This is a genomic window from Amycolatopsis xylanica (assembly GCF_900107045.1).
Lineage (GTDB): Bacteria > Actinomycetota > Actinomycetes > Mycobacteriales > Pseudonocardiaceae > Amycolatopsis > Amycolatopsis xylanica.
Genome location: NZ_FNON01000010.1, coordinates 69037 through 91045, shown reverse-complemented (window position 1 = coordinate 91045; position 22009 = coordinate 69037). Strand labels below are relative to the sequence as shown.

Here is a 22009-nt window from a genome sequence, read left to right as displayed (position 1 = left end):
CACCGGCTAAGGTCGCGGAGTGACCACCCCAGCCACCCGAGCCGACGCGTTGCACCTGACCGGGGAACGCACGGTGCCCGGCATCGCCGAGGAGACCTACTGGTTCAGGCGCCACGAGGCCGCCTACCTCGCGCTGCTGCCGTACTGCGACGGCGCGACCGTGCTCGAGGCGGGGTGTGGCGAAGGTTACGGCGCCGGGCTGATCGCGCGGACCGCCGCGCGCGTGCTCGCGCTGGACTACAACGTCGAGACGACCGAGCATGTCCGGCGCCGGTATCCGGAGGTGGATGTCGCGCGAGCGAACCTCGCGTTCCTGCCGGTGCGGTCGTCCACTGTGGACGTCGTGGCGAACTTCCAGGTGATCGAGCACCTCTGGGACCAAGGCGGCTTTCTCGCTGAATGCCACCGAGTGCTCAAGCCGGGCGGCAGGCTGCTGGTCACCACGCCGAACCGGATCACCTTCAGCCCAGGCAGCGACACCCCGCTCAATCCCTTTCACACCAGGGAACTCGCACCGTCCGAATTGGACTCGCTGCTGACCGATGCCGGGTTCGAGGTCGAGCTGCTGCACGGCCTGCACCACGGCGAGCCGCTCAAGGAGCTCGACGCGCGCTACGGCGGTTCGATCATCGACGCGCAGCTCGACGTCGTGATGGGCCATCTGCCCGGGCAGGCGACCTGGCCGCCGAAGCTGCTCGCGGACGTCGCCGCGATCAAGGCCACGGACTTCGCCATCCACGGCGACGAGCTCGACGCCAGCCTGGACCTCGTCGCGGTGGCGGTCCGGCCGTGACCGCGAGCGAAGGCACGTTCTGCCTGGTCGTGCACAGTCACCTGCCCTGGCTGCCCCATCACGGCTCCTGGCCGGTCGGCGAGGAATGGCTGTACCAGGCGTGGGCGCATTCGTACCTGCCGATGGTCGACCTGCTCGACCGGTTCGCCGACGAGGGCAAGCGCGACGTGCTGACACTGGGCGTCACGCCGGTGCTCGCCGCGCAGCTCGACGACCCGTACAGCCTGCGCACGTTCCACGACTGGCTCGGGCATTGGCAGCTGCGCGCCCAGCAGGCTTCGACGCTCTGGCGCGGCGATCCGCTGCTGCGTGAGCTCGCCGCCGCCGAGCACCGGACCGCGATGCGGGCCTCCGAGGCGCTGGAAACCCGGTGGCGGCACGGTTTCTCGCCGGTCTTGCGGTCCTTTGTGGACAACGGGACGGTCGAGCTGCTCGGCGGGCCGCTGACGCATCCGTTCCAGCCGCTGCTCGACCCGCGCATCCGGGCTTTCGCGCTGCGTGGCGGTCTCGACGACACCGCGCTGCGGATCGGCCACCGGCCCGAAGGCATCTGGGCGCCCGAGTGCGGCTACGAGCCCGGCATGGAGGTCGGTTACGCGCGGGCAGGCGTACGGCGGTTCATGGTCGACGGGCCGTCGCTCAAGGGCGACACGTCGCAGGCGCGCACGGTCGGCGACTCCGACGTCCTGTGCTTCGGACGGGACCTCGAAGTCACGTATCGCGTGTGGTCGCCGAAGGCCGGTTACCCGGGGCACGCCGCCTACCGGGACTTCCACACCTGGGATCACCGGGTCGGGCTCAAGCCGTCGCGGGTGACCGGCAAGACAGTCGAGCCGCCGGACAAAGCACCCTACGACCCGGCGCTCGCCGCGGACACGCTTCGCTTGCACGTCAAGGACTTCGTGGACACGGTCGTCACACGGCTGCGTGAGCTGCGTGGCCGGCACGACCGCGAGCCGATGGTCGTGGCCGCCTACGACACCGAGTTGTTCGGCCACTGGTGGCACGAAGGCCCGGCGTGGCTGGAAGGCGTGCTGCGCGCGCTGCCGGAAGCGGGCGTGCGGGTCACGACGCTGCGCGGGGCGGCAGAGGCCGGGCACGTCGGCGGGGCGGTCGACCTGCCCGCGTCCTCATGGGGCTCGGGCAAGGACTGGCGGGTCTGGGACGGCGAACAGGTCGCCGACATGGTCGACGCGAACGCCGCGTTGCAGGAGCGGCTGCTCAAGCACGTCCAGCCGGGGACCGCGCGCGACGCCGTGCGCGACCAGGCCGTCATGGAAGCCATGCTCGCGCTGTCCAGCGACTGGGCTTTCATGGTCACCAAGGACTCGGCGGCCGACTACGCGCGGCGCCGGGCGCGGGTGCACACCGAGCGCTTCGACGCGCTCATCAGCTCACCGGACCGCGAGCGGCTCGCCGCGGAATACCGGGCACAGGACCGGCCGTTCGGACATCTCGACGCACGAAACCTCTAGGGAGAAACACTTGAGCATTCACGACATCCCGCTGCGCACGCTCTCCGGCGAGCCGTCCACGCTCGGCTCGCTCGGCGGCAAGGCGCTGCTCGTGGTCAACGTGGCCTCGAAGTGCGGGCTGACGCCGCAGTACACCGGGCTGGAGAAGCTGCAGGAGACCTACGCGGACAAGGGTTTCTCCGTGGTCGGCTTTCCGTGCAACCAGTTCGGCGGGCAGGAGCCGGGCAGCGCCGAGGAGATCGCGACGTTCTGCTCGACCACGTACGGCGTGAGCTTCCCGCTGTTCGAGAAGATCGACGTGAACGGCGACGACCGGCACCCGCTCTACGCCGAGCTGACCCAGGCGGCCGACGCCGACGGCGCCGCGGGCGACATCCAGTGGAACTTCGAGAAGTTCCTGGTCAGCGCCGACGGCGAGGTGCTCGCCCGTTTCCGCCCGCAGACCACCCCCGAGGACGAAACCCTGGTCAAGGCCGTCGAAGCCGCCCTCCCGCGCTAGGCCTTGATCGCGAACTGGACGATCTCGTCGAGCGAGCGCCTGGGCTCGTCCGGGACCGGCTGGGCGCTGACCGGCGCCCAGCCGACCCGGATCACCGCCTGCGGGAACCAGCCGCCGAGCAGTTCGGCGCGGAGCACGGCGCGGGTGTCCGCGATGCTCAGCGGCGTGGTCAGCAGGCAGCTCGCCAAGCCGAGACTGGTGGCGGTGAGCAGGACGCGGCTGGCGATCTCGCCGGCGCGCAGCCGCGCCTGCCGGTCGTCCGAGCCGGTGCCGAGCACGAACAGCTCGGACTCGCGGTCGAAGTCGAGGGTCGGCGACGTCCAGGCGAGACCGTTCACCTCGAGCAGCTCCAGCAGCAGCGCCGGGTCCACCGACCGGCGGCGCTCCGCTTCCGCGATCGCGTGCACGAGCCGCGGCCGGACCGCGCCGTCACGCACCAGCTCGACCGAGACCGAGTCCTTGGCACAGCGCGAAAGCCAGGTCAGGTGCGCCTCGGGCACCTTCCAGTCGCTGTAGCGGCGCGGATCGTCGCGGCGGCGGCCGATGGCGGCGGCCAGCGAGATCTCGTCGGCGGTCGGCTCGCCCCTGGTCAGCTCGATCGTCGCCAGCAGCTCGGGCTCGGCGGCGTCGGGCAGCCGGTGCACCAGCGTGCGCCAGCCGAGCCCGGCCAGCGCGATCCGCAGGTGGTGCAGCGCGGTGCCGCAGCTGAACAACAGCACGGGGCCGTTCGGATCGGTTTCGAGGGTCTGCCGGTCACGCCCGGCGTAGAGATGCACCGTCGGGCCGTCGACCACCCAGCGCCACGGCTGTGAGTTGCGCGGCGATGGCGCGCGCACCGCGAGAGTCAGCGCCTCGCGCACGATGGACTCGTCAAACGGCCCGGGACTTCTCCACGGCATCTCCGGCAAGCTGATCACTTGGGCACTCTGTCAAAACCCCACGCGGCCGCGTCAGGGCCGAAAGTCACCAGAAGCAGGGGCCTTCAGGGCAGTGGTACCGACCAGAAGACCCGCGTGCCGCCGCCCGGCCTCGGCGAAAGGGTCAGCGTCCCGTCGTGCTCCACGGCCCGTTCGGCCAGATTGCGCAGCCCGCTTCCCTCCGGGCTGCCCCCGATGCCGATCCCGTCGTCGGTGACCTCGACGCTGACGTCGTCGTCCATCGTGACGGTGACCGTCAGCATCTTCGCCCGCGCGTGCCGCAGCACGTTGCTGATCGCCTCCCGCATCACCGCCTCGACCTGATCGGCGAGCCCGGCCGGCACCACGCCGAGCGGGCCGGACAGCCGCACCACCGACCGCAGCCCCGCGTCGGCGGTCAGCTCGGCGATGGCCTCGTGCAGACGTTTGCGCAGCCGCGACGTCCCGTCGTGGTCACCGTGCAGGTCGAAGATCGTCGTGCGGATGTCGCTGATCACGCCCTGCAGGTCCTCGATGCCGTCGCCGAGCCGTCTCTGGGTTTCCGGTGACCGGCTGCGATGCCGGGTCGCCTGCAGGGAAAGCCCGATGGTGAACAGCCGCTGGATGACCCGGTCGTGCAGATCGCGGGCGATCCGCTCCCGGTCGGCGAGCAGCCCCAGCTCATAGCGCTGCCGCTGTTCCCGCGCGACCTGCAGCGCCAGCGCGGCCTGGTCGGTGAACGAAGCGACGAACGGGACCTGTTCCGCCTCGAAGTTCTCCCCGCCGAGCTTGCGCAGCACGGCGAGCACCCCCGAAACCGATCCCGCCGTGCGCAGCGGCAACGCCAGCACCGGCCCGAGTTTCACGCCCACCTCGGACGACAGGTCGTAGTACAACGCGGACGCGCGGCACGGCATCCGCGTGCGGAAGGCCTCACCGCAGGTCGAGCCCTTGATCGGGATCGTCCGGCCGACGACCGTCCCCTCGTCGAACCTGGCGGCCATCGTGATCACCAGCTCGGTCACCTCGTCGGCGGGCGTCTCCGGATCCGTCGGCAGCGCGAGGAACGCGTAGTCGGCGCCGACCAGCTGGCACGCGCGCTCGGCGATCAGCCGCAGCACGTCGTCCGCGTCGGCTCCGGCCAGCAGCTCGGACCGGATCTCGTCGGCGGCCGCGCGCCATTGCAGGCGCCTGCGCGATTCCTCGTTCAGCCGCACGTTCTCGATCGCGATCCCGGCCACCGCCGCCAGCGCCTGCAGCACTTCGCCGTCGTCGTCGCTGAAAGTCCGCCCGCCCGCCTTGTCCGTCAGGTAGAGATTGCCGAACACCCGGTCCCGCACCCGCACCGGGACACCGATGAACGAGCCCATCGGCTGGTGCCCGCCGGGAAACGCCGCGGCGGCGGGATGTTTCGAAAGGTCTTGCAACCGCACCGGCTGTGAGGCGTCGAGCAGCAGTGAAAGCAGGCCGTGGCCGACGGGAACCGAGCCGGTGGCGCCTTCCTGGACGAACTCCGCGAGCCCGCCACTGGCCTTGAACACGCCGATCGCGCCGTAGCCGGCGTCGGTCAGCTTGATCGCGGCGAGCACGACACGGCGCAAGGTCGCTTCCAGCTCGAGCCCCGAAGTGACCGCGAGCATCGCGTCGAGCAAGCCGTCCATCAGCTCGCGCGCGTCGACGAGAAGGTTGACGCGGTACTGGATTTCGGTGACGAGTTCGCGGAGGCGCAACTGCGACATCGGGTCCCGCTGGCTAGGCTCAGGACCGTCAGAAGCGGCTCGGTCGCTCTCGGTCACTGGCTGAGGGTCTCACCCATTCACCGGGAATGACAGCACCGTTCAGGCTAAGTGCCCCGTCTGCCGTCTTTCAGGCGGCTCGCCAGCGCGGCCGCTTGCGCGCGCCGCTGCACGCCCAGCTTCGTGAGCAGCCGGGATACGTAATTCTTGACCGTTTTTTCCGCCAAATGCAGGCGTTCCGAGATCTGCCGGTTGGTAAGTCCCTCACTGATGAGGTCGAGCAATTGGTGTTCACGGTCGGTCAGCTCCTTGAGCGGCCCGCCGCGCCCGGCGTCGGCGCGCACCTTGGCCATCAACGTCGCCGCGGCGCGGTTGTCCAGCAGCGAGCGCCCGGCGCCGACGTCACGCACGGCACTGATCAGCCGCGTGCCGTCGATGTCCTTGATGACATAGCCCCGCGCTCCGGCCAGTATCGCGTCGAGCATCGCCTGCTCGTCCGTGAACGACGTGAGCACGAGACACTTGAGGTCGGGCACCCGCGACCGGAGTTCGCGGCACAGTTCGATGCCGTTGCCGTCGGGCAGCCGGATGTCGAGCACGGCCACGTCCGGGCGCAGCGCCGGAATCCGCGCGAGCGACTGGGCGTACGTCGCCGCCTCGCCGATCACCAGCAGGTCTTCGGCCGAGTCCAGCAGGTCCGCCACACCGCGCCGCACCACCTCGTGATCGTCGACCACGAACACCTTGATCATCTTCCCCCCTGCCTGTGCCATACGCTGAAGATCGCTCAACCCCCCTCCGACGTGACGCGCCCGCCCGAAACGACCTCGACCGCGATGCGCACGTAGGCACCGTTTTTCTGGATTCCCCAAGGCCACGGCCGCAACCCCGCCAGTTTGGCGAGTTCGAGACTGTCCTTGACGGCCGTGGCGTGCCCGACCACCGTGACACTCCAGCCGCCGCCGAGCTCGGGGGAGATCTCGTCGGCCTGGAACGCCACCACCGCGTCACGCACGGCCTTGGCGACATCGGAATCCACCACCCGCATGATGACGGTGCTCTCCCTGACGGCGAAAGGGACCAGCCGGACCGCGGGCAGCGCGTGCGCGGTATAGACGAGCCTGCCGAGTGACACGCTGCCGAGCAGCCGGAGACATTCGCGGTAGCCGAGTTCGTTCACCCCTGCCGACTCGTACATGCCATCCTCCCGTTGACCCTCCGTTGGCCACCTGATTGTCGCCCGGCGAGCGACAGGGCAGGGAGGGCCGAAGGTCATCGACCAACGCCTCTTGTGCCGCCGAAGCGGCGAATGAGGGGCCCATGAGTCCCCGCCCTTGAGGACCAAAGTCTCTTAACCGGGTGTCACGGGTCCCGCATGCTGTGTCACGAATCAGTCGTGGCGAGGAGGCCTGGTGCCGATGACAACGAGATTCGTGCTCGGACGGTCCATCAGGGTCGAACGCCAGCCCACGACCGAGGATCTGGCCACGGACGGCCAGGTTCGCATCGCCCTGCACGTGGCCAACCGCGTGCAGGGCACCCACGTCATCCGGCCGTGGTGCTTCGAGGTCGAGGACGACCGCATCGAGGTCTGGCTGGAGAGCGACCGTGCGTGGCCGGGCACGATGCCGCCCTCACGCGAGGTCAGGGTCAACTGTGGCGCGGCGATCTTCAACCTGCGCACCGGTCTGCGGGCGAGCGGGCGGTCCTCGGCGACCCACCTGCTGCCGAACCGGCGGCGCCCCGGTCACCTCGCCACGGTCTGGCTCAAGGGTGCGCGGCCGCCGGCGTTCGCCGATCAGGCGCTCTACCGCGCGATCGCACACTGGCGCCCGCACCCTCACCCCTTCGACCGGCGCCCGGTCGCGCCGAACATCGTCAACGCGCTGGCCCGCGCCGCCCGCGCGGAAGGCCTCGACCTGATCCAGAGCCACGACTCCACAATGGACGGACGGGACGCCAGGGCGCCATTGGTGGCCGAGATCGTCTCGCGCGGCGACACCGCGCTCGACCAGCTGCACGCGGGCCAGGCGATGCAGCGCGTGCTACTCGCGGCGACCGCGTCCGGCGTCAGCGCCTCGTACACCATTCCAGAGGAGGCCATCAAGAAGAACCGCACGACCAGGGGCCGGCGCGACGGCGACACCTACTCACAGGTTGTCATCCGATTCGGCTACGGATTCGCGGCGGTCACGAAAACGACGTTCTGAAGCCTTTTTCGTCCGTCCTTTGTGGATTTAAAACTGCGGATTTAAAACGCGCACCCGATTGACGTATTGCCGACACGCGCGCGGCGGGGAACACTCGATTCCTTGGGGATCCCCGCTTCGTCAACGCCTAGCAGCCAGGAAAGCGTGAGCGGCATGATCGAGAACAACATGATCCCGGAGGAGTACATCTCACTGGCCGGCGTGCAAGCCGCCGAGGAAGAAGCCCTGTTCGCCCGGCAGAACGTGGTCGGCGTCGCGCTCGGCACGAAGTGGCGGGACGGGGTGGACACCGGCGAAAAGGCCATCACCATCCTGGTCGACGCGAAGCTCCCGCGCGAGATGCTGCGCGAAGACGACGTCCTGCCCGAGCGGCTCGGCGACGTGCCGACCGACGTGCAGGAGGTCGGCGTGCTGCAGGCGGGCGCGCCGGTGGTTCCGTTGCTGGACAACGGGTCGGCCGTGCGTTCCGACGAGTCCGGCGTCCGGCTGGCGTACCGGACCGAAGAGGAACAGCCCGGCCCCTTCACGCTGGCCAAGAAGTTCCGCCCTGCGTTCGGCGGCGTGAGCGTCGGCCACTTCAAGATCACCGCGGGCACGTACAGCACGGCCGTCTACGACGCGTCCGCGTTCCCCGGAAAACCGTCCCGCTACTACATCCTGAGCAACAACCACGTGCTGGCGAACTCCAACGCCGCCGCGATCGGCGACCCGATCCTGCAGCCGGGCCCGTTCGACGGCGGCACGGCGCCCGCCGACGTCATCGCCAGGCTGAGCCGGTTCGTGCCGATCAAGTTCATCCAGCCCGGCCAGCCGGTGCCGCTGAACTTCGTCGACGCGGCCATCGCCGAAGGCCAGTTCCACGACCTGCACCGGCGCGTCTTCTGGATCGGTGAGCTGGCGGGCGTCAACACCACCCCGGCGATCGGCCTGCAGGTGCAGAAGTGCGGCCGCACCACCAACTGGACCACCGGCACGATCACGAACATCAACGCCACGGTCGACGTCAACTACGGCGGCGGGCAGGTGGCCCGGTTCGCACAGCAGATCCTGACCTCGGACATGTCCGCGGGCGGCGACTCCGGCAGCCTGGTGGTCGATCTGACCAAGCGCGCCGTCGGCCTGCTGTTCGCGGGTTCGCCCGTGGTGACGGTGATGAACCGGATTTCGCTCGTCGAGGCGCTGCTCAGCATCCGCGTGTACCCGTAAAATACCCGCCATGACCGACGCCGACACCGAAGCCGCGCTCACCGTCGCCGCACGCTGGCTCGACGACGTGCCGGGGGTGATCGGCGTCGGCCAGGGCGAAGCGGACGGCGCACCGACGATCGACGTCTTCACCGGCGGCGGCAAGGTCGGCACCCTGCCGCGCGAGGTGCACGGCATTCCCGTGCGAGTCCGCGAAGGCGGCCCCTTCGACATCCAAGCCGAGTAAAGACTCGTGAGTGTTTAGGCCGGTTAGAACCGGCCGTACCACTCACGAGTCTTGACCTGCGGAGATGGCCTTGCGGTTGAGGTCGGCGACGCCCGGGTCGAGTTTCAGCACCCGCCGGTCGTAGGTGTAGAAGCCGTTGACCTCGTTCTCCACATCGGTCAGCTGCGTGTAGACCGCGCCCGAAAGTCCTGTCGCGCCAATGATTTCCACCAAAGCCTCGCTGACCTCGGCGTAGCGGGACGTCAGCGTCTCCGAGTCTGGACACATCTCGTAGGCGTCCGGCGGCCCCGGCCACCGATGTTCGTCGAGCACCAGGCCGAGCCCACCGTACTCACCGTCCACAATGGCCCGTCCACCCGAGACCACCGGCACACCGGGGCCGACGTAGGTGTGGTCGTCGTAGACGTCACCGGCGCCGGAATCCGGGTGGGAGAAACAACAATTGACCCCGCTCGACGCCACCACGAGCCGCGTCGGATCCATTCCCTTGACGAGCGCGGCGATCCGGGCCGTGTCGAACTCGCCCCAGCCTTCGTTGAACGGGACCCAGCCGATGATCGACGGCACGCTTCGCAGCTGAGAGATCATCGCCACCAGCTCGGCCTCGAAGCGCGCCTTGGCTTCCGGCACCGGGTCGGGTTCGGGCACCTGCGGGCCGTCGAAGTGCATCGCCAGGGACGGCATGTCCTGCCATACCAGCAAACCCAGCCGATCCGCCCAGTAATACCAGCGCGCGGGTTCCACTTTGACGTGCTTGCGGACGAAGTTGAAGCCGAGTTCCTTCGCCTTCTCCAGATCGGACCGCAGCGCCTCGTCGGTGGGCGCCGTCGAGATGCCGTCCGGCCAATAGCCCTGATCGAGCGGGCCGTGCAGAAAGGTGATCCGGCCGTTCAGCGCGATGCGCGGCCTGCCCTCCGAGTCCGGCAGCAGGCCGACCGTGCGCAGGCCCGCGTAGCCGCGCACGACATCCGTGCCCACGCGGACGGTCACGTCGTACAGGAACGGGTCCTCTGGCGTCCACAGCCGCGGCTCCCCGATGTCGACGCGGTCGCCGGTCGTCCGCGCGACCTCGCCGTCCGGCGTCGAGACCACGATCTCCCAACCGGTGTGCGGCCCGACGACGTGTGGCCGCACGGTGAAGCCCGTCAGGTCCGGTGTGATGTCCAAGCCAGAGACGTGGGTCGCGGGCACGGGCTCCAGCCACACCGTCTGCCAGATGCCGGAATGCGCCGTGTAGAAGATCCCGCCAGGTGCCGCACGCTGCTTGCCGACCGGGAACGTCTCGACGTCCGTCCGGTCCTCCGCGTGCACGACCAGCTCCTGTGAACCGGTTTCGCGCAGCACGTCGGTGATGTCGACGGAAAAGGCTGTGTAGCCGCCCTCGTGAGTGGCGACGCGCTGATTGTTGACCCAGACGGACGCCCGCTGATCGACCGCGCCGAAATGCAGGAGCACCCGGTCGCCCGTCCAGCCCGCTGGGATTTCGAACACGCGCCGATAGCGCATCCGGTCGTCGTGCCGCCCGATCCCGGACAGCGCCGACTCGGGCGGATACGGCACGCGGATCCGCTCGTCACGGCCGTAGTCCCAGGTCCCGTTGAGATTCAGCCAGCGCTCACGCACCAGCGCGGGCCGGGGATACTCCGGCAGCGCGTCGGCTTCCCATGGCGTCGTCAGTGTGCCGCCCGTCACAGTGATGGCCTGCTCCTTTCCCGCGAGGTTCGAGTCTCACCGACTGGTGAGTAACCTGCTGTGTCATGCGTGTGCTGATGTTGTCGTGGGAGTACCCACCGGTGGTCGTCGGCGGCTTGTCCCGGCACGTGCACGCGCTGGCGCGGCACCTGAGCCGCCGGGGGCACGAGGTGGTCGTGCTCTGCCGTCACACGGCGGGCACCGACGCCGAGACCCATCCGCGCACCGACCGCGTTGTCGACGGCGTGCGGATCATCCGGGTCGCCGAGGATCCCGCCCACCTCACCTTCGAACGCGACCTGGTCGCCTGGACGCTGGCCATGGGCCACGCGATGATCCGCGCGGCCACCGACCTGCTGCGCACCTGGCAGCCCGATGTCGTGCACGCCCACGACTGGCTCGTCACCCACCCTGCCATCGCGGTCGCCGAGGCGGCCAGGGTGCCGCTCGTGGGCACCATCCACGCCACGGAGGCCGGGCGGCACTCCGGCTGGCTCTCGCAGCCGCTCAGCCAGCAGGTGCACTCGGTCGAATGGTGGCTGGCGAACAGGGTCGACGCGCTGATCACCTGCTCGCAGGCGATGCGCAAGGAGGTCGCGCACCTCTTCGAGATCGAGGCCGGCGACATCACGGTCATCCACAACGGCATCGAGGAACGCAGCTGGCAGGTCCCCGAGGACGAGATCGCGCACGCACGCGAGGTCTACAGCCCGTCCGGCGCGCCGCTGCTGCTGTTCTTCGGCAGGCTGGAGTGGGAAAAGGGGGTGCAGGACCTGCTGGCCGCGCTGCCGAGGATCCGGCGCTCCCAGCCCGGGACCCGGCTGGTCGTGGCAGGCAAGGGACGGCATCTCGAGGAACTGGTCGAGCAGGCGCGCAAGCTGCGGATCCGGCGCGCGGTGGACTTCGTCGGGCATCTCACCGACCGCGAGCTGCGCGCGGTGCTGGCCGCGTCGGACGCCGTCGTGCTGCCGAGCCGCTACGAGCCGTTCGGCATCGTCGCGCTCGAAGCGGCGGCCGCGAAGGCGCCGCTGGTCGCGTCGACCGCGGGCGGGCTCGGCGAGGTGGTGATCGACGGCGAGACCGGCCTGGCGTTCAAGCCTGGCGACGTCGACGCGCTCGCGACGGCCGTGGAAGCCGTGCTGGAAGACGAAACCGCGGCGACCCGGCGGGCGCTGGCCGCCCAGTCCCGGCTCGCCGCGGACTTCGATTGGGACCGGATCGCCCAGGCCACGGCGGATGTCTACCGCCGTGCGAAGGTCGGCGAGCCGGTCGAGTTCGGACGGCCCAAGATCGCTACGGGCAACGCCTTCGAACTCTAGGTAGCCGGGACTACCAGTGGCAGGGCCGGACGCAGACCGGCGCCGCGGACGCGGTCGACGGCACGACCGTGGCCCCGGCCAGCGCCAGCACCGTGAAAACAGCGGCCAGCACAGCTCTCAACTGCGTTTTCATGGGGACTCCTCAGGGATGACAGGCGCGAACGCGCCTGCGCAGAGCATCCGCGCGCGGTCCCGGCGAAACAATAGGTGGAACACTAGGTACCGGTACTTATTTCCGTTTTCCGTCAGAAAACGGGCAACAGGACCCCATGTTCTGACTCCGGACGGCTGCCCCTGATGCGCCGTTCGGACGCGTCGATCGCCACGTCGTTGATGCTCGCCTCGCGCCGCCGCATCAGCCCGCTGTCGTCGAACTCCCAGAGTTCGTTGCCGTAGCTGCGGAACCACTGGCCGTCCGCGTCATGCGACTCGTACTGGAACCGGACGCCGATCCGGTTGCCCCGGAAGCCCCATAACTCCTTGCGCAATGCGTAGTCGAGTTCCCGCGCCCACTTGGCCGTCAGGAACTCGACGATCTGCGCGCGCCCGACCACGTGCTGGTCGCGGTTACGCCAGACGCAGTCCTCGGTGTAGGCGAGCGCGACGCGTTCGGGGTCGCGGGTGTTCCAGTTGTCTTCGGCGGCCTGCACCTTCCGGCGCGCCGTCTCTTCGTCGAACTGCATGACTAGTGCTCCCTCGGTTTGGAGAACATGCGTTCTCCGGATAGCCTAGAGAACGCACGTTCTCCAAACCAGAGGCAGGTGTCGTGGACCACACCGAGGCGACCGAACGGCTGCTCGACGCCGCCGAGTCGCTCTTCTACGCGCACGGCGTCTCGGCCGTCGGCATGGACGCGATCCGCGCCGAGTCCGGGGTCTCGTTGAAGCGGCTTTACCAGTGCTTCGCTTCGAAGGACGAGCTTGTCGAGGCGTACCTGCTGCGGCGGGACAAGCGTTGGCGCGCATCGCTGGAGGCCTACGTGACCGCGCACGGCAACGATCCGCTGGCGGTGTTCGACTGGCTGCACGACTGGTTCAGCGAACCCGGGTTCCGGGGCTGCGCGTTCATCAACTCGTTCGGGGAGCTGGGCTCCCCCGCGCCCGGCATCGCCGCCGCGATCCGGCTGCACAAGAACGAAGTCCGGCGGTACTTGCGTGGGCTGAGCGCCGACGGTGACCGGATCTTCGTGGCGATGGAGGGCGCGACCGTGCTCGCGGCCATCACCGGCGACCCAGGCGAGGCCCTGACCGCCAAAGACCTCGTTTTCGCAGCTCAGGGGTCGTGAGTGTTTGGACCGGTTAGAACCGGCCGCGCCACTCACGACCCCTGAGCTGGGCAAACCCTCGGAGCGGGCCCGGCGCAAGGGGAGCCACCCTGCGCCGGACCCGCTCCACACACCGGCCCAAATCCATTCCCGGTGTGCACCGCTCCGGTCCCTCGTCAGGTAGGGACCGGAGCGGGGTCTCTCACGCGGTGAGGTACCGCGCGTAAGCGCTCGTCGTCAGGAAGCTGGGGAGCTTCTCGCCGAGCGCGGTCTCTTCGAAGATGGCACGAGCGTCATCGAGCCGGGAGTGGCCGAGTTCCGCCCGGATCGACGCGAGCTCTTCGTCCAAATAGGACACTGCCAGCTCGTGGGTGAGCGCCGTGCCGTCTTCGAGCTTGGTGCCGTTGCGGATCCACTGCCACACCTGGCAGCGCGCGATCTCCGCGGTGGCGGCGTCCTCCATCAGGTTGTGGATCGCCGCCGCGCCGGTGCCGCGCAGCCACGCGTCGATGTACCGCAGCGCGACGTTGATGTTGCCGCGCACGCCGGCCTCGGTGACCTCGCCGCCCGCGCTGGCCACGTCGAGCAGGTCCTCGGCGGTGACCACGACGTCCTCACGCAGCTTGCCGAGCTGGTTCGGCCAGCCGCCGAGCACCTCGTCGAAGACCTCGCGGCACACCGGGACCAGGCCGGGGTGGGCGACCCACGAGCCGTCGAATCCGTCGCCCGCCTCGCGTTCCTTGTCCGCGCGGACCTTGTCGATGGCGACCGCGTTGACCTTCGGGTCCTTCGACGGGATGAACGCCGCCATGCCGCCGATGGCGTGCGCGCCACGCTTGTGGCAGGTCCGCACCAGCAGTTCGGTGTAGGACCGCATGAACGGCACGGTCATCGTCACCTGCGCCCGGTCCGGCAGCACGAAGTCGGCGCCGTGCTCGGAGAAGTTCTTGATGACACTGAAGATGTAGTCCCAGCGGCCGGCGTTGAGCCCGGCGACGTGCTCGCGCAGTTCGTAGAGGATCTCGTCCATTTCGAACGCCGCGGTGATCGTCTCGATCAGCACGGTCGCGCGGACCGTCCCGCGCGGGATGCCCAGTTCGTCTTGCGCCAGCAGGAAAACGTCGTTCCACAGCCGGGCTTCGAGGTGGCTTTCCAGCTTGGGCAGGTAGAAGTACGGGCCGCGGCCGCGGGCGATGAGCTGGCGCGCGTTGTGGAAGAAGTACAGCCCGAAGTCGACCAGGCTCGCCGACACCGGGCGGCCGTCGATGCGGATGTGCTTCTCCACCAGGTGCCAGCCACGCGGGCGGGCGACGATGGTGGCAGGCGACTCGCCGACGGCGTAGTGCTTGCCGGACTCGGTGGTGAAGTCGATCGCGCGGCGGATGCCGTCGAAGAGGTTGAGCTGGCCGTCGATCACGTTGTGCCAGGTCGGAGACGTGGCGTCCTCGAAGTCGGCGAGCCAGACCTTGGCGCCGGAGTTGAGCGCGTTGACCGTCATCTTGCGGTCGGTCGGGCCGGTGATCTCGACGCGGCGGTCCTCGAGCCCGGGCGCGGTGGGCGCCACGTGCCACGAGTCGTCGTTCCGGATCGAGGCGGTCTCGGGCAGGAACCCGAGCGTCTCCTCGCCGGAGCGGATCTTCTCGCGGCGGAGACGGCGCGCGTCGAGCAGCTCGGCGCGACGGCCGGCGAAGGCGTTGTCCAGCTTGGCCACGAAGGCGAGCGCGGCGGGGGTGAGGATCTCGTCGAACCGCGGGCCATCCGGTCCGGTGACCTCAATCCGGTAGTCCAGCTTCATCTCAAGTCCTCCAAGAAGGGGGGATTTAGCGGGCTTTATCCCGGCGCTTTTCCGGGATAAAGCCCGCTAAATCCTGGGCTGCGTCAGAACTGGGCTTCCTCGGTGGAACCGGTGAGCGCCGTGGTCGAGCTGGTCGGGTTGAGCGCGGTGGCGACCTTGTCGAACCAGCCGGTGCCGACCTCGCGCTGGTGCTTGGTGGCCGTGTAGCCGCGCTCCTCCGAAGCGAACTCGCGCTCCTGCAGGTCGACGTAGGCGGTCATGCCCTCGCGGGCATAGCCGTGCGCCAGGTCGAACATCGAGTAGTTCAGCGCGTGGAAACCGGCCAGCGTGATGAACTGGAACTTGTAGCCCATGTGCCCGAGCTCGCGCTGGAACTTCGCGATGGTGGCGTCGTCCAGGTGCTTCTTCCAGTTGAACGACGGCGAGCAGTTGTAGGCCAGCAGCTGGTTCGGGTACTTCGCCTTGATGGCCTCGGCGAACTTGCGGGCCACCTCCAGGTCCGGCTCCGAGGTCTCCATCCACAGCAGGTCGGCGTACTGCGCGTAGGCCAGGCCGCGGTCGATGCAGGGGTCGATGCCGTTGCGGACGGTGTAGAAGCCTTCAGCGGTGCGCTCGCCGGTCACGTACTTCTGGTCACGCTCGTCGACGTCGCTGGTCAGCAGGGTCGCGGCCTGCGCGTCGGTGCGGGCGATGATGACCGACGGGACACCGGCCACGTCCGCGGCGAGACGCGCGGCGTTGAGGGTGCGCTCGTGCTGCTTGGTCGGGATGAGCACCTTGCCGCCGAGGTGGCCGCACTTCTTCTCCGAGGCGAGCTGGTCTTCCCAGTGCACGCCAGCGGCTCCGGCGGCGATCATGCCCTTCATCAGCTCGAACGCGTTGAGCGGACCACCGAAGCCCGCTTCGGCGTCGGCGACGATCGGGGCGTACCAGTCGATGTCGGTGTTGCCCTCGGCCCAGTTGATCTGGTCGGCGCGGCCCAGCGCGTTGTTGATGCGGCGGACGACCGCGGGCACCGAGTTGGCCGGGTAGAGGCTCTGGTCGGGGTAGGTCTGGCCCGCGAGGTTCGCGTCGGCCGCGACCTGCCAGCCGGACAGGTAGATCGCCTTCAGGCCGGCGCGCACCTGCTGCACGGCCTGGTTGCCGGTGAGCGCGCCGAGCGCGTGGATGTAGTCCTCGGTGTGCAGGAGGTTCCACAGCTTCTCGGCACCGCGGCGGGCGAGGGTGTTCTCTTCGACGACACTGCCGCGCAGCTTCACCACGTCGGCCGCGGTGTAGCTCCGCTGGACGCCCTCCCAGCGGGGATCGGTGGCCCACTGCTCGGCCAGTTCCGCCGCCTGCTGCTGCTGATCAGTCATCGATGCTCCCGGGTGTTGCGAATCTTGCGATGTCTCGTCTTGCCGGTCCAGACCCTGACACGGCCGGGGAAACGAGATCCAGAGCGCCAATTTGCCAATTTCTGCGAAGATTCCGTACGCTTCTGTGAAGGTTGCGAATCGCAGGTTCGCAACCGAGCGAGAATCCGCGTTCTGGATCGTTCACGGAATCGTTCAGAACCGGAAACCTTGCGGACAGAGAGGCCAGAGTGGACAAAACCTTCGCCGGGGCGCGGCTGCGGCATCTGCGCGAAAGCCGGTCGATGAGCCAGGCGGATCTGGCTCGTGTGCTGGAGATCTCACCCAGTTACCTCAACCAGATCGAGCACAATTCGCGCCCGCTGACCGTTCCCGTGCTGCTGCGCATCACGCAGGCTTTCGGTGTCGACACGGAGTTCTTCGCCAACAACGACACCGCCCGCCTGGTCGCCGACGTCAAGGAAGCGCTGCTCGACGAGGTGATCGGCGTCGACGTGACCACCTCCGAGCTGAACGAGCTCGCCACCAACCTGCCGACCATCGCGCAGGCACTGGTCAAACTGCACCGCAGCTACCGCAACGCCGTCGAGAACACCGCGGCGCTGACCACGGAAAACGGCCTCGGCCTGCACGGCAGCGCGGCGGGCAGCCTCCCGCACGAGGAGGTGCGCGACTTCTTCTACGAGCGCGAGAACTACGTCGCCGAGCTCGACGAGCGCGCCGAGCGCATGGCGGTGTCGACGCCGTTGCGCCGGGGCGAAGTGCTCGGCGCGCTACGCGAATACCTGACGGTGAAACACGGCGTCGAGGTCACCAGCGAGGGCATCAACCAGGCATCCGACGAACAGCACCGCTACGACCCGCGTGCCCGCGTGCTGCGGCTCGCGCCGAGCCTGCGCGTCGGCCAGCAGGCGTTTCGCATGGCTTCGCAAATCGCGTTGCTCGAATACGACGACCTGATCACCGAACTCGCCGACTCGTGGGCGTTTTCGGGGCCTGCGGCCAGGTCTCTGGCCCGCGTCGGGCTGGCGAACTACTTCGCGGGCGCGCTGATCCTCCCCTATGGACCATTCCTGTCGGCGGCGGAAGGCTTCCGCTACGACATCGAGCGGCTGTGCGACCACTTCGGCGTCGGCTTCGAGACGGTCTGCCACCGCCTGTCCACCTTGCAGCGCCCCAAGATGCGCGGGGTGCCGTTCTCCTTCGTGCGGGTGGACCGCGCGGGCAACATGTCGAAACGCCAGTCGGCGGCCGGTTTCCACTTCTCACGGGTGGGCGGCGCGTGTCCGCTGTGGAACATCTACGAAGCGTTCACCTCACCCGGCAAAATCCTCACACAGATCGCGACCGTGCCCGACGGCAAGAGCTATTTCTGGATCGCGCGCACGGTGTCACGCAACATCGGCGGTTACGGCAGCCCGGGAAAGACGTTCACGGTCGGCCTCGGCTGCGAACTGCGGCACGCCCGCCGCCTGATCTATTCGACCGGCCTCGACCTGGACGACCGCGCGGCCGCGACCCCGATCGGCATGGGCTGCAAAGTCTGCGAACGCCCGGCGTGCTCGCAGCGCGCGTTCCCCACGATCGGCAAGCAGCTCACGGTCGACGAGAACACCAGCACCTTCGTCCCCTATCCGGCGGTGCCGAAGTCCTAACGGGTGCACCTGCTTGGGACGGGCACGGCGGCGCGGTAAGCAGGATCCATGAAGTCGATCATGATCGCCCTGTTGCTGCTGCCGCCGATGCCCGACGTCGTCGGCAAGACGGTGGTCGAGGCGTACGACCAGATCGGCTGGCAGAACCCGGTCCACGTCCGCGACATCTCCGGCGACGACCGCCCGGTCCTGTGGCCCGCGCACTGGAAGGTCTGCGCCCAGCGCCCCGCCGCAGGCGCACCGGTCAAGCGCTACGAGCCGGTGGAACTCGACGTCGTCAAGCTGAAGGAGCCCTGCCCCAAGCCGGGGTCGTGAACGTTGCGAGCGGCTCTTTTGCAACCTTGAGCGTTGTGAGCGCCTCGTTCACAACGTGCGCCCGGACGTGACAAGGGCGGCCCTTGTCACGCTGAGCGTTACAAGGGCCACCCTTGTTCCTTGCGGAGCCTGCCCCTGAGCCAGAACGGGATAAAGCGGGCTTTATCCCGGGTGCTTTTCCCCGGGATAAAGCCCGCTTTATCCCGTTCGCCTAGGACTCGAGGGTTTTCTGGAGGGCTTTGTTGGCTTTGCGGGCCATGTCGGCGATGGCTTCGCGGCGGGCCGCGTCGGCGGCGTAGTCGTCTTGGCGGTTGCGGACGACGCGGGCGGGTGAGCCGACGGCGATCGAGTAGTCCGGGATCTCGCCGCGGACGACCGCGTGGGCGCCCAGCACGCAGCCTCGGCCGACGCGGGTGCCCTTGAGGACCGTGACCTTGGTGCCGAGCCAGGTGTCCGGGCCGATGCGGACCGGGGACTTCACGATGCCCTGGTCCTTGATCGGCACGGTGATGTCCGCGGTGACGTGGTCGAAGTCACAGATGTAGACCCAGTCCGCGACCAGCGTGGCCTCGCCGAGCTCGATGTCGAGGTAGCCGTTGAGCACGTTCTGCCTGCCGAAGACGCACTTGTCCGCGATGCGCAGCGAGCCCTCGTGGCAGCGGATGGCGTTGCCGTCGCCGACGTGCACCCAGCGGCCGATCTCCATCCGGCCGTAGCCGGGGCGGCAGTGGATCTCGACGTCCTTGCCGAGGAACAGCATGCCGCGCAGGATGATGTGCGGGTTGGCGATCCGGAACTTGAGCAGCCGCCAGTATCGGACCAGGTACCAGGGCGTGTACGCGCGGTTGCGCAGCACCCAGCGCAGCGAGGCCTTGGTCAGGAACTTCGCCTGCCGCGGGTCGCGGCGGGCCTTCCCCCAGGCCTTCAGCCTGGACATGGCGGGTGCACCCCACATGGACGTCATACCCGAGACCGTAACCTGATGCGGGGTGCACGTCGTTATCAAGGGGATGGACATGGGGACGAGGCTGATCATCGACACCGATCCGGGTGTCGATGACGCGTTCGCGATCGGGCTGGCCGCGCTGAGCGACGACGTCGAGCTACTCGGGGTGACCACGGTCTTCGGCAACGTGCCACTGGAAACGACCACGCTCAACGCGCGGCGGCTGCTCGAACTCTGCGGCAGGCCGGACGTGCCGGTCGCCGCGGGCGCGGACCGGCCGCTCGTGCACGCCCAGCTGGACAGGGCCGCGCACGTCCACGGCGCCGACGGGCTGTCCGGCCGCTCGCACACCCTGCCGGAGCCGACCAGGCCGCTGGAGTCCTCGGACGCCGTCAGCCTGCTGGTCTCCCTGATCGAAGCGGCGGACGGGCCGGTCACCCTCGCGCCGATCGGCCCGCTGACCAACATCGCGCTGCTGCTGGCCGCGCACCCCGGCGTCAAGGCGAAGATCGCGCGCATCGTGATCATGGGCGGCGGCCTGCACCACGGCAACAGCACCCCGGCGGCCGAGTTCAACATCTGGAGTGACCCCGAGGCCGCGCGGCGCGTGCTGGTCGAGGAGGACGTGCCCTGCGTGCTGGTGCCGCTCGACCTCACGCATCGCTGCGCGTTCGACTCGGCGTGGCTGGGCAAGCTCGCGGCGTCCGGCCCGCTCGGCGCGACGCTGAAGAGCCTGACCGCCGAGTACCTGGCGCACTACCGCACCGAGCTGGGCTTCGACGGGATCGTGCTGCACGACGCTGTCGCCGTCGCCGAGGCGATCAAGCCGGGCATCCTGGTGACCGAGACCTACCCGATCGAGGTGGACTGCGGTTTCGGCGCGGCGCGGGGCGCGACCGTGGCCGATCGCAGGCTCAAGCCCGGCGGCGGCCGCACGGTCGACGTCGCGCTGGACACCGATCTCGACGGACTCCGCGCATTCCTGCTGACCCGATTGGCTGGTACCCGGTGAAGCGCAAGGCAGTGATCTCCCTCGGAGCCGTCGTCGTCGCGGCGGGCGCGCTGGTCGTCGCCGTGCAGCTCGCGCCGGGCGGCGCGAAGACGACGACCGCGGCCGACCCCGCCCCCACGCAGCTGCCGCCGGTCGAGACGCCGGTCATCCTGCGCGACAACAGCAAGCCGCCAGCCGAGCCCGGCCAGGCGTTCGACGCGTGGGCCAGCAAGACCAGCACCTGGCTCGACATCCCGTTGCGCCCCATGGAGAGCTACGCCAAGGCGACGCTCGCGATGGCCAAGGAGAAGCCGGACTGCCACCTCTCGTGGGTGACGCTGGCCGCCGTCGGCAAGACCACCACCGACCACGGCCGCGCGCTCGAGGCGCAGTTCGACCAGGCGGGCACCCCGTCGAAGCCGATCGGGAACGTGCAGTTCAAGGACTTCTACGGCCGTGTGGTGTCGTCCCCTGACGCGAACGGCCCGTTGCAGCTGCCGTCGGCGATCTGGGACAAGTGGCAGGCCAGCGCGTCGGGCAAGACGCCCGATGTGCAGAACATCGACGACGTGGTGCTCACCGCGGCCCGCGCGCTCTGCGGCGACGGCCGCGACCTGCTCAAGGGTGACGTGTGGTGGAAGGCCGTGAGCACACTGCACTCCGCTCCCCTGATGCTGCACCGCACCCTGGCCACCCTCAACGTCTACGGCACCGTCGGCCAGCGCTCCGACGCGCCGAACCCGGCCGTGCTGGGCGCGGTGAACTTCGCGATCAGCAAGATCGGCCTGCCGTACGTGTGGGGCGGCAACGGCAAGGGCGGCAGCGACCCCGGTTTCGACTGCTCCGGCCTGACCACCGCCGCGTACGGGAGCGCGGGCGTCAAGCTGATGCGCACGGCCGACACGCAGTTCCGCAGCGTGAAGGCGGTCAGTGAGCCGCAGCTCGGCGACCTGATCTTCTACGGCGAGCCGAAGACGAAGATCCACCACGTCGGCCTGTACATCGGCAACCAGCAGATGATCGACGCGCCGACCGAGGGCCAGGCCGTCCAGGTGCACACGTACCGCAAGCAGGGTGACGACTACGCGGGCGCGGGCCGTCCGGTCGCCTGACCATCCGTCGCAGGTGACGAGCATGACCCGGCATCCGGGCACTCGGGCTCGGTGAGCGGTCGGTCAGTGCGCTCGCTCGTGGCTTTCTTCCAGTGAGAGGCCGCGCTGTCGCCCTTCGATGATCGACCAGAACCGGGGGCACTTCACGGGATCGCCTGCCGGGCATCGCCGACCGTGCTCGAGCGCCGCGCGGGCCACCTCGATACGGTGCTGCTGCTCGGCCAGCTCAGCCAGCTTGTGCTCGATCATCTCCCGCCGGCCCTGCCGCTCGCCCGCGAGGAACCGCCCGATCTCCGCCAGCGAAAATCCGATCTCGCGGAAGAAGAGGATCGTGGTGACGTCCCTGGCCGCCGACGCGGCGTAGCGGCGTCGTCCCGACGCCCGTGCCTCCGGCCGCACCAAGCCGAGTTCGTCGTAGTAGCGCAGCGCGCTCGTCGGCACACCGGTGCGTTCGGACAGCTCACCGATGGACAACGACGGCGGGGTGCGCTCGGTAGCGGACATTGACTTCAAGCGTACTCGAA

At 68.9% G+C, this 22009-nt stretch carries 23 protein-coding genes; 12 read left to right on the top strand and 11 right to left on the bottom strand.

Annotation, left to right across the window (positions count from 1 at the left end; genetic code table 11):
* Positions 1-19 precede the first annotated feature (19 nt).
* From BLV57_RS35520 to BLV57_RS35510, 3 genes are read left to right on the top strand one after another with little or no spacing between them, the layout of a single operon-like run.
* The gene (locus tag BLV57_RS35520; protein WP_091297070.1) at positions 20-793 is read left to right on the top strand and encodes a class I SAM-dependent methyltransferase; all 774 of its coding nucleotides are present in this window, start codon (positions 20-22) and stop codon (positions 791-793) included.
* The gene (locus BLV57_RS35515; RefSeq protein WP_091297069.1) at positions 790-2268 is read left to right on the top strand and encodes a 1,4-alpha-glucan branching protein domain-containing protein; all 1479 of its coding nucleotides are present in this window, start codon (positions 790-792) and stop codon (positions 2266-2268) included. The genes BLV57_RS35520 and BLV57_RS35515 overlap by 4 nt, the downstream gene beginning before the upstream one ends.
* Positions 2269-2278: 10 nt before the next feature.
* Positions 2279-2767: a glutathione peroxidase gene (locus BLV57_RS35510; protein ID WP_091297066.1), complete on the top strand. Its 489-nt coding sequence runs from the start codon at positions 2279-2281 to the stop codon at positions 2765-2767.
* Here the strand turns inward: BLV57_RS35510 and BLV57_RS35505 are convergent.
* From BLV57_RS35505 to BLV57_RS35490, 4 genes are all read right to left on the bottom strand, one after another.
* Positions 2764-3684, bottom strand: a complete 921-nt coding sequence (locus BLV57_RS35505; protein WP_245757646.1) for a nitroreductase family protein — start codon at positions 3682-3684, stop codon at positions 2764-2766. The genes BLV57_RS35510 and BLV57_RS35505 overlap by 4 nt on opposite strands.
* A 65-nt stretch (positions 3685-3749) precedes the next feature.
* A complete protein-coding gene (locus tag BLV57_RS35500) occupies positions 3750-5402 on the bottom strand; it encodes a sensor histidine kinase (RefSeq protein WP_176968954.1) in 1653 nt (550 codons plus the stop codon).
* A gap of 104 nt (positions 5403-5506) precedes the next feature.
* On the bottom strand, positions 5507-6151 hold the full coding sequence (locus BLV57_RS35495) for a response regulator transcription factor (protein WP_091297063.1): 645 nt from the start codon (positions 6149-6151) through the stop codon (positions 5507-5509).
* Between the two features lie 35 nt (positions 6152-6186).
* Positions 6187-6597, bottom strand: a complete 411-nt coding sequence (locus BLV57_RS35490) for a pyridoxamine 5'-phosphate oxidase family protein (RefSeq protein ID WP_176968953.1) — start codon at positions 6595-6597, stop codon at positions 6187-6189.
* 220 nt (positions 6598-6817) lie between these two features.
* On the opposite strand from BLV57_RS35490, the gene BLV57_RS35485 reads away from it, so the two are divergent.
* The 3 genes from BLV57_RS35485 to BLV57_RS35475 all read left to right on the top strand — a co-directional run bounded on the left by BLV57_RS35485 (position 6818) and on the right by BLV57_RS35475 (position 9041).
* Complete coding sequence (locus BLV57_RS35485) at positions 6818-7609, top strand: nitroreductase (RefSeq protein ID WP_143047231.1); 792 nt, start codon at positions 6818-6820, stop codon at positions 7607-7609.
* 153 nt (positions 7610-7762) lie between these two features.
* Complete coding sequence (locus tag BLV57_RS35480; protein WP_091297054.1) at positions 7763-8815, top strand: trypsin-like peptidase domain-containing protein; 1053 nt, start codon at positions 7763-7765, stop codon at positions 8813-8815.
* Positions 8816-8825: 10 nt separating this feature from the next.
* A complete protein-coding gene (locus tag BLV57_RS35475) occupies positions 8826-9041 on the top strand; it encodes a hypothetical protein (protein WP_091297051.1) in 216 nt (71 codons plus the stop codon).
* Positions 9042-9083: 42 nt separating this feature from the next.
* Here BLV57_RS35475 and BLV57_RS35470 read toward each other — a convergent pair whose 3' ends face one another.
* Entirely contained in the window at positions 9084-10733 is a 1650-nt protein-coding gene (locus tag BLV57_RS35470; protein WP_245757645.1) for a glycoside hydrolase family 2 protein, read from the bottom strand.
* A 65-nt stretch (positions 10734-10798) separates the two neighbouring features.
* On the opposite strand from BLV57_RS35470, the gene BLV57_RS35465 reads away from it, so the two are divergent.
* Positions 10799-12052, top strand: a complete 1254-nt coding sequence (locus tag BLV57_RS35465) for a glycosyltransferase family 4 protein (RefSeq protein WP_091297045.1) — start codon at positions 10799-10801, stop codon at positions 12050-12052.
* Positions 12053-12062: 10 nt separating this feature from the next.
* Here BLV57_RS35465 and BLV57_RS44285 read toward each other — a convergent pair whose 3' ends face one another.
* Both BLV57_RS44285 and BLV57_RS35460 read right to left on the bottom strand, forming a co-directional pair.
* On the bottom strand, positions 12063-12185 hold the full coding sequence (locus BLV57_RS44285; RefSeq protein ID WP_281244458.1) for a hypothetical protein: 123 nt from the start codon (positions 12183-12185) through the stop codon (positions 12063-12065).
* 112 nt (positions 12186-12297) lie between these two features.
* Positions 12298-12735 (bottom strand): nuclear transport factor 2 family protein, encoded by a 438-nt coding sequence (locus BLV57_RS35460; protein ID WP_091297044.1) that lies wholly within the window; start codon positions 12733-12735, stop codon positions 12298-12300.
* Between the two features lie 83 nt (positions 12736-12818).
* Here BLV57_RS35460 and BLV57_RS35455 point away from each other — a divergent pair, with 83 nt between their 5' ends.
* Positions 12819-13337, top strand: a complete 519-nt coding sequence (locus tag BLV57_RS35455) for a TetR/AcrR family transcriptional regulator (RefSeq protein WP_091297040.1) — start codon at positions 12819-12821, stop codon at positions 13335-13337.
* Between the two features lie 181 nt (positions 13338-13518).
* Here the strand turns inward: BLV57_RS35455 and aceB are convergent, their stop codons facing one another.
* Together aceB and aceA are read right to left on the bottom strand one after the other, a co-directional pair.
* Positions 13519-15111, bottom strand: coding sequence for a malate synthase A (aceB, locus tag BLV57_RS35450; protein ID WP_091297038.1), 1593 nt, complete (start codon positions 15109-15111; stop codon positions 13519-13521).
* A gap of 83 nt (positions 15112-15194) precedes the next feature.
* Complete coding sequence (gene aceA, locus BLV57_RS35445; RefSeq protein WP_091297036.1) at positions 15195-16469, bottom strand: isocitrate lyase; 1275 nt, start codon at positions 16467-16469, stop codon at positions 15195-15197.
* A 227-nt stretch (positions 16470-16696) separates the two neighbouring features.
* Between aceA and BLV57_RS35440 the strand changes: the two genes are divergently transcribed.
* The gene (locus BLV57_RS35440) at positions 16697-18121 is read left to right on the top strand and encodes a short-chain fatty acyl-CoA regulator family protein (protein ID WP_091297033.1); all 1425 of its coding nucleotides are present in this window, start codon (positions 16697-16699) and stop codon (positions 18119-18121) included.
* A 48-nt stretch (positions 18122-18169) separates the two neighbouring features.
* Positions 18170-18436, top strand: coding sequence for a PASTA domain-containing protein (locus BLV57_RS35435; RefSeq protein WP_091297031.1), 267 nt, complete (start codon positions 18170-18172; stop codon positions 18434-18436).
* A 211-nt stretch (positions 18437-18647) separates the two neighbouring features.
* Here the strand turns inward: BLV57_RS35435 and BLV57_RS35430 are convergent, their stop codons facing one another.
* On the bottom strand, positions 18648-19400 hold the full coding sequence (locus tag BLV57_RS35430) for an acyltransferase (protein WP_091297028.1): 753 nt from the start codon (positions 19398-19400) through the stop codon (positions 18648-18650).
* Positions 19401-19452: 52 nt separating this feature from the next.
* Here BLV57_RS35430 and BLV57_RS35425 point away from each other — a divergent pair, with 52 nt between their 5' ends.
* Both BLV57_RS35425 and BLV57_RS35420 read left to right on the top strand, forming a co-directional pair.
* The gene (locus tag BLV57_RS35425; RefSeq protein ID WP_091297025.1) at positions 19453-20394 is read left to right on the top strand and encodes a nucleoside hydrolase; all 942 of its coding nucleotides are present in this window, start codon (positions 19453-19455) and stop codon (positions 20392-20394) included.
* A complete protein-coding gene (locus BLV57_RS35420) occupies positions 20391-21485 on the top strand; it encodes a C40 family peptidase (protein WP_425426064.1) in 1095 nt (364 codons plus the stop codon). Before BLV57_RS35425 ends, BLV57_RS35420 begins: the two co-directional genes overlap by 4 nt.
* 63 nt (positions 21486-21548) lie before the next feature.
* Here BLV57_RS35420 and BLV57_RS35415 read toward each other — a convergent pair whose 3' ends face one another.
* Complete coding sequence (locus tag BLV57_RS35415) at positions 21549-21989, bottom strand: MerR family transcriptional regulator (RefSeq protein ID WP_091297024.1); 441 nt, start codon at positions 21987-21989, stop codon at positions 21549-21551.
* Positions 21990-22009 lie beyond the last annotated feature (20 nt).

Bases quoted from the DNA above. Each gene is read 5' to 3' on its own strand.
- BLV57_RS35415 (WP_091297024.1), bottom strand. From the start codon at position 21,989: ATGTCCGCTACCGAGCGCACCCCGCCGTCGTTGTCCATCGGTGAGCTG.
- BLV57_RS35460 (WP_091297044.1), bottom strand. From the start codon at position 12,735: ATGCAGTTCGACGAAGAGACGGCGCGCCGGAAGGTGCAGGCCGCCGAA.
- aceA (WP_091297036.1), bottom strand. From the start codon at position 16,469: ATGACTGATCAGCAGCAGCAGGCGGCGGAACTGGCCGAGCAGTGGGCC.
- BLV57_RS35485 (WP_143047231.1), top strand. From the start codon at position 6,818: ATGACAACGAGATTCGTGCTCGGACGGTCCATCAGGGTCGAACGCCAG.
- BLV57_RS35425 (WP_091297025.1), top strand. From the start codon at position 19,453: ATGGGGACGAGGCTGATCATCGACACCGATCCGGGTGTCGATGACGCG.
- BLV57_RS35500 (WP_176968954.1), bottom strand. From the start codon at position 5,402: ATGTCGCAGTTGCGCCTCCGCGAACTCGTCACCGAAATCCAGTACCGC.
- BLV57_RS35465 (WP_091297045.1), top strand. From the start codon at position 10,799: ATGCGTGTGCTGATGTTGTCGTGGGAGTACCCACCGGTGGTCGTCGGC.
- BLV57_RS35435 (WP_091297031.1), top strand. From the start codon at position 18,170: ATGAAGTCGATCATGATCGCCCTGTTGCTGCTGCCGCCGATGCCCGAC.
- aceB (WP_091297038.1), bottom strand. From the start codon at position 15,111: ATGAAGCTGGACTACCGGATTGAGGTCACCGGACCGGATGGCCCGCGG.
- BLV57_RS35495 (WP_091297063.1), bottom strand. From the start codon at position 6,151: ATGATCAAGGTGTTCGTGGTCGACGATCACGAGGTGGTGCGGCGCGGT.
- BLV57_RS35475 (WP_091297051.1), top strand. From the start codon at position 8,826: ATGACCGACGCCGACACCGAAGCCGCGCTCACCGTCGCCGCACGCTGG.
- BLV57_RS35490 (WP_176968953.1), bottom strand. From the start codon at position 6,597: ATGTACGAGTCGGCAGGGGTGAACGAACTCGGCTACCGCGAATGTCTC.
- BLV57_RS35480 (WP_091297054.1), top strand. From the start codon at position 7,763: ATGATCGAGAACAACATGATCCCGGAGGAGTACATCTCACTGGCCGGC.
- BLV57_RS35430 (WP_091297028.1), bottom strand. From the start codon at position 19,400: ATGACGTCCATGTGGGGTGCACCCGCCATGTCCAGGCTGAAGGCCTGG.
- BLV57_RS44285 (WP_281244458.1), bottom strand. From the start codon at position 12,185: ATGAAAACGCAGTTGAGAGCTGTGCTGGCCGCTGTTTTCACGGTGCTG.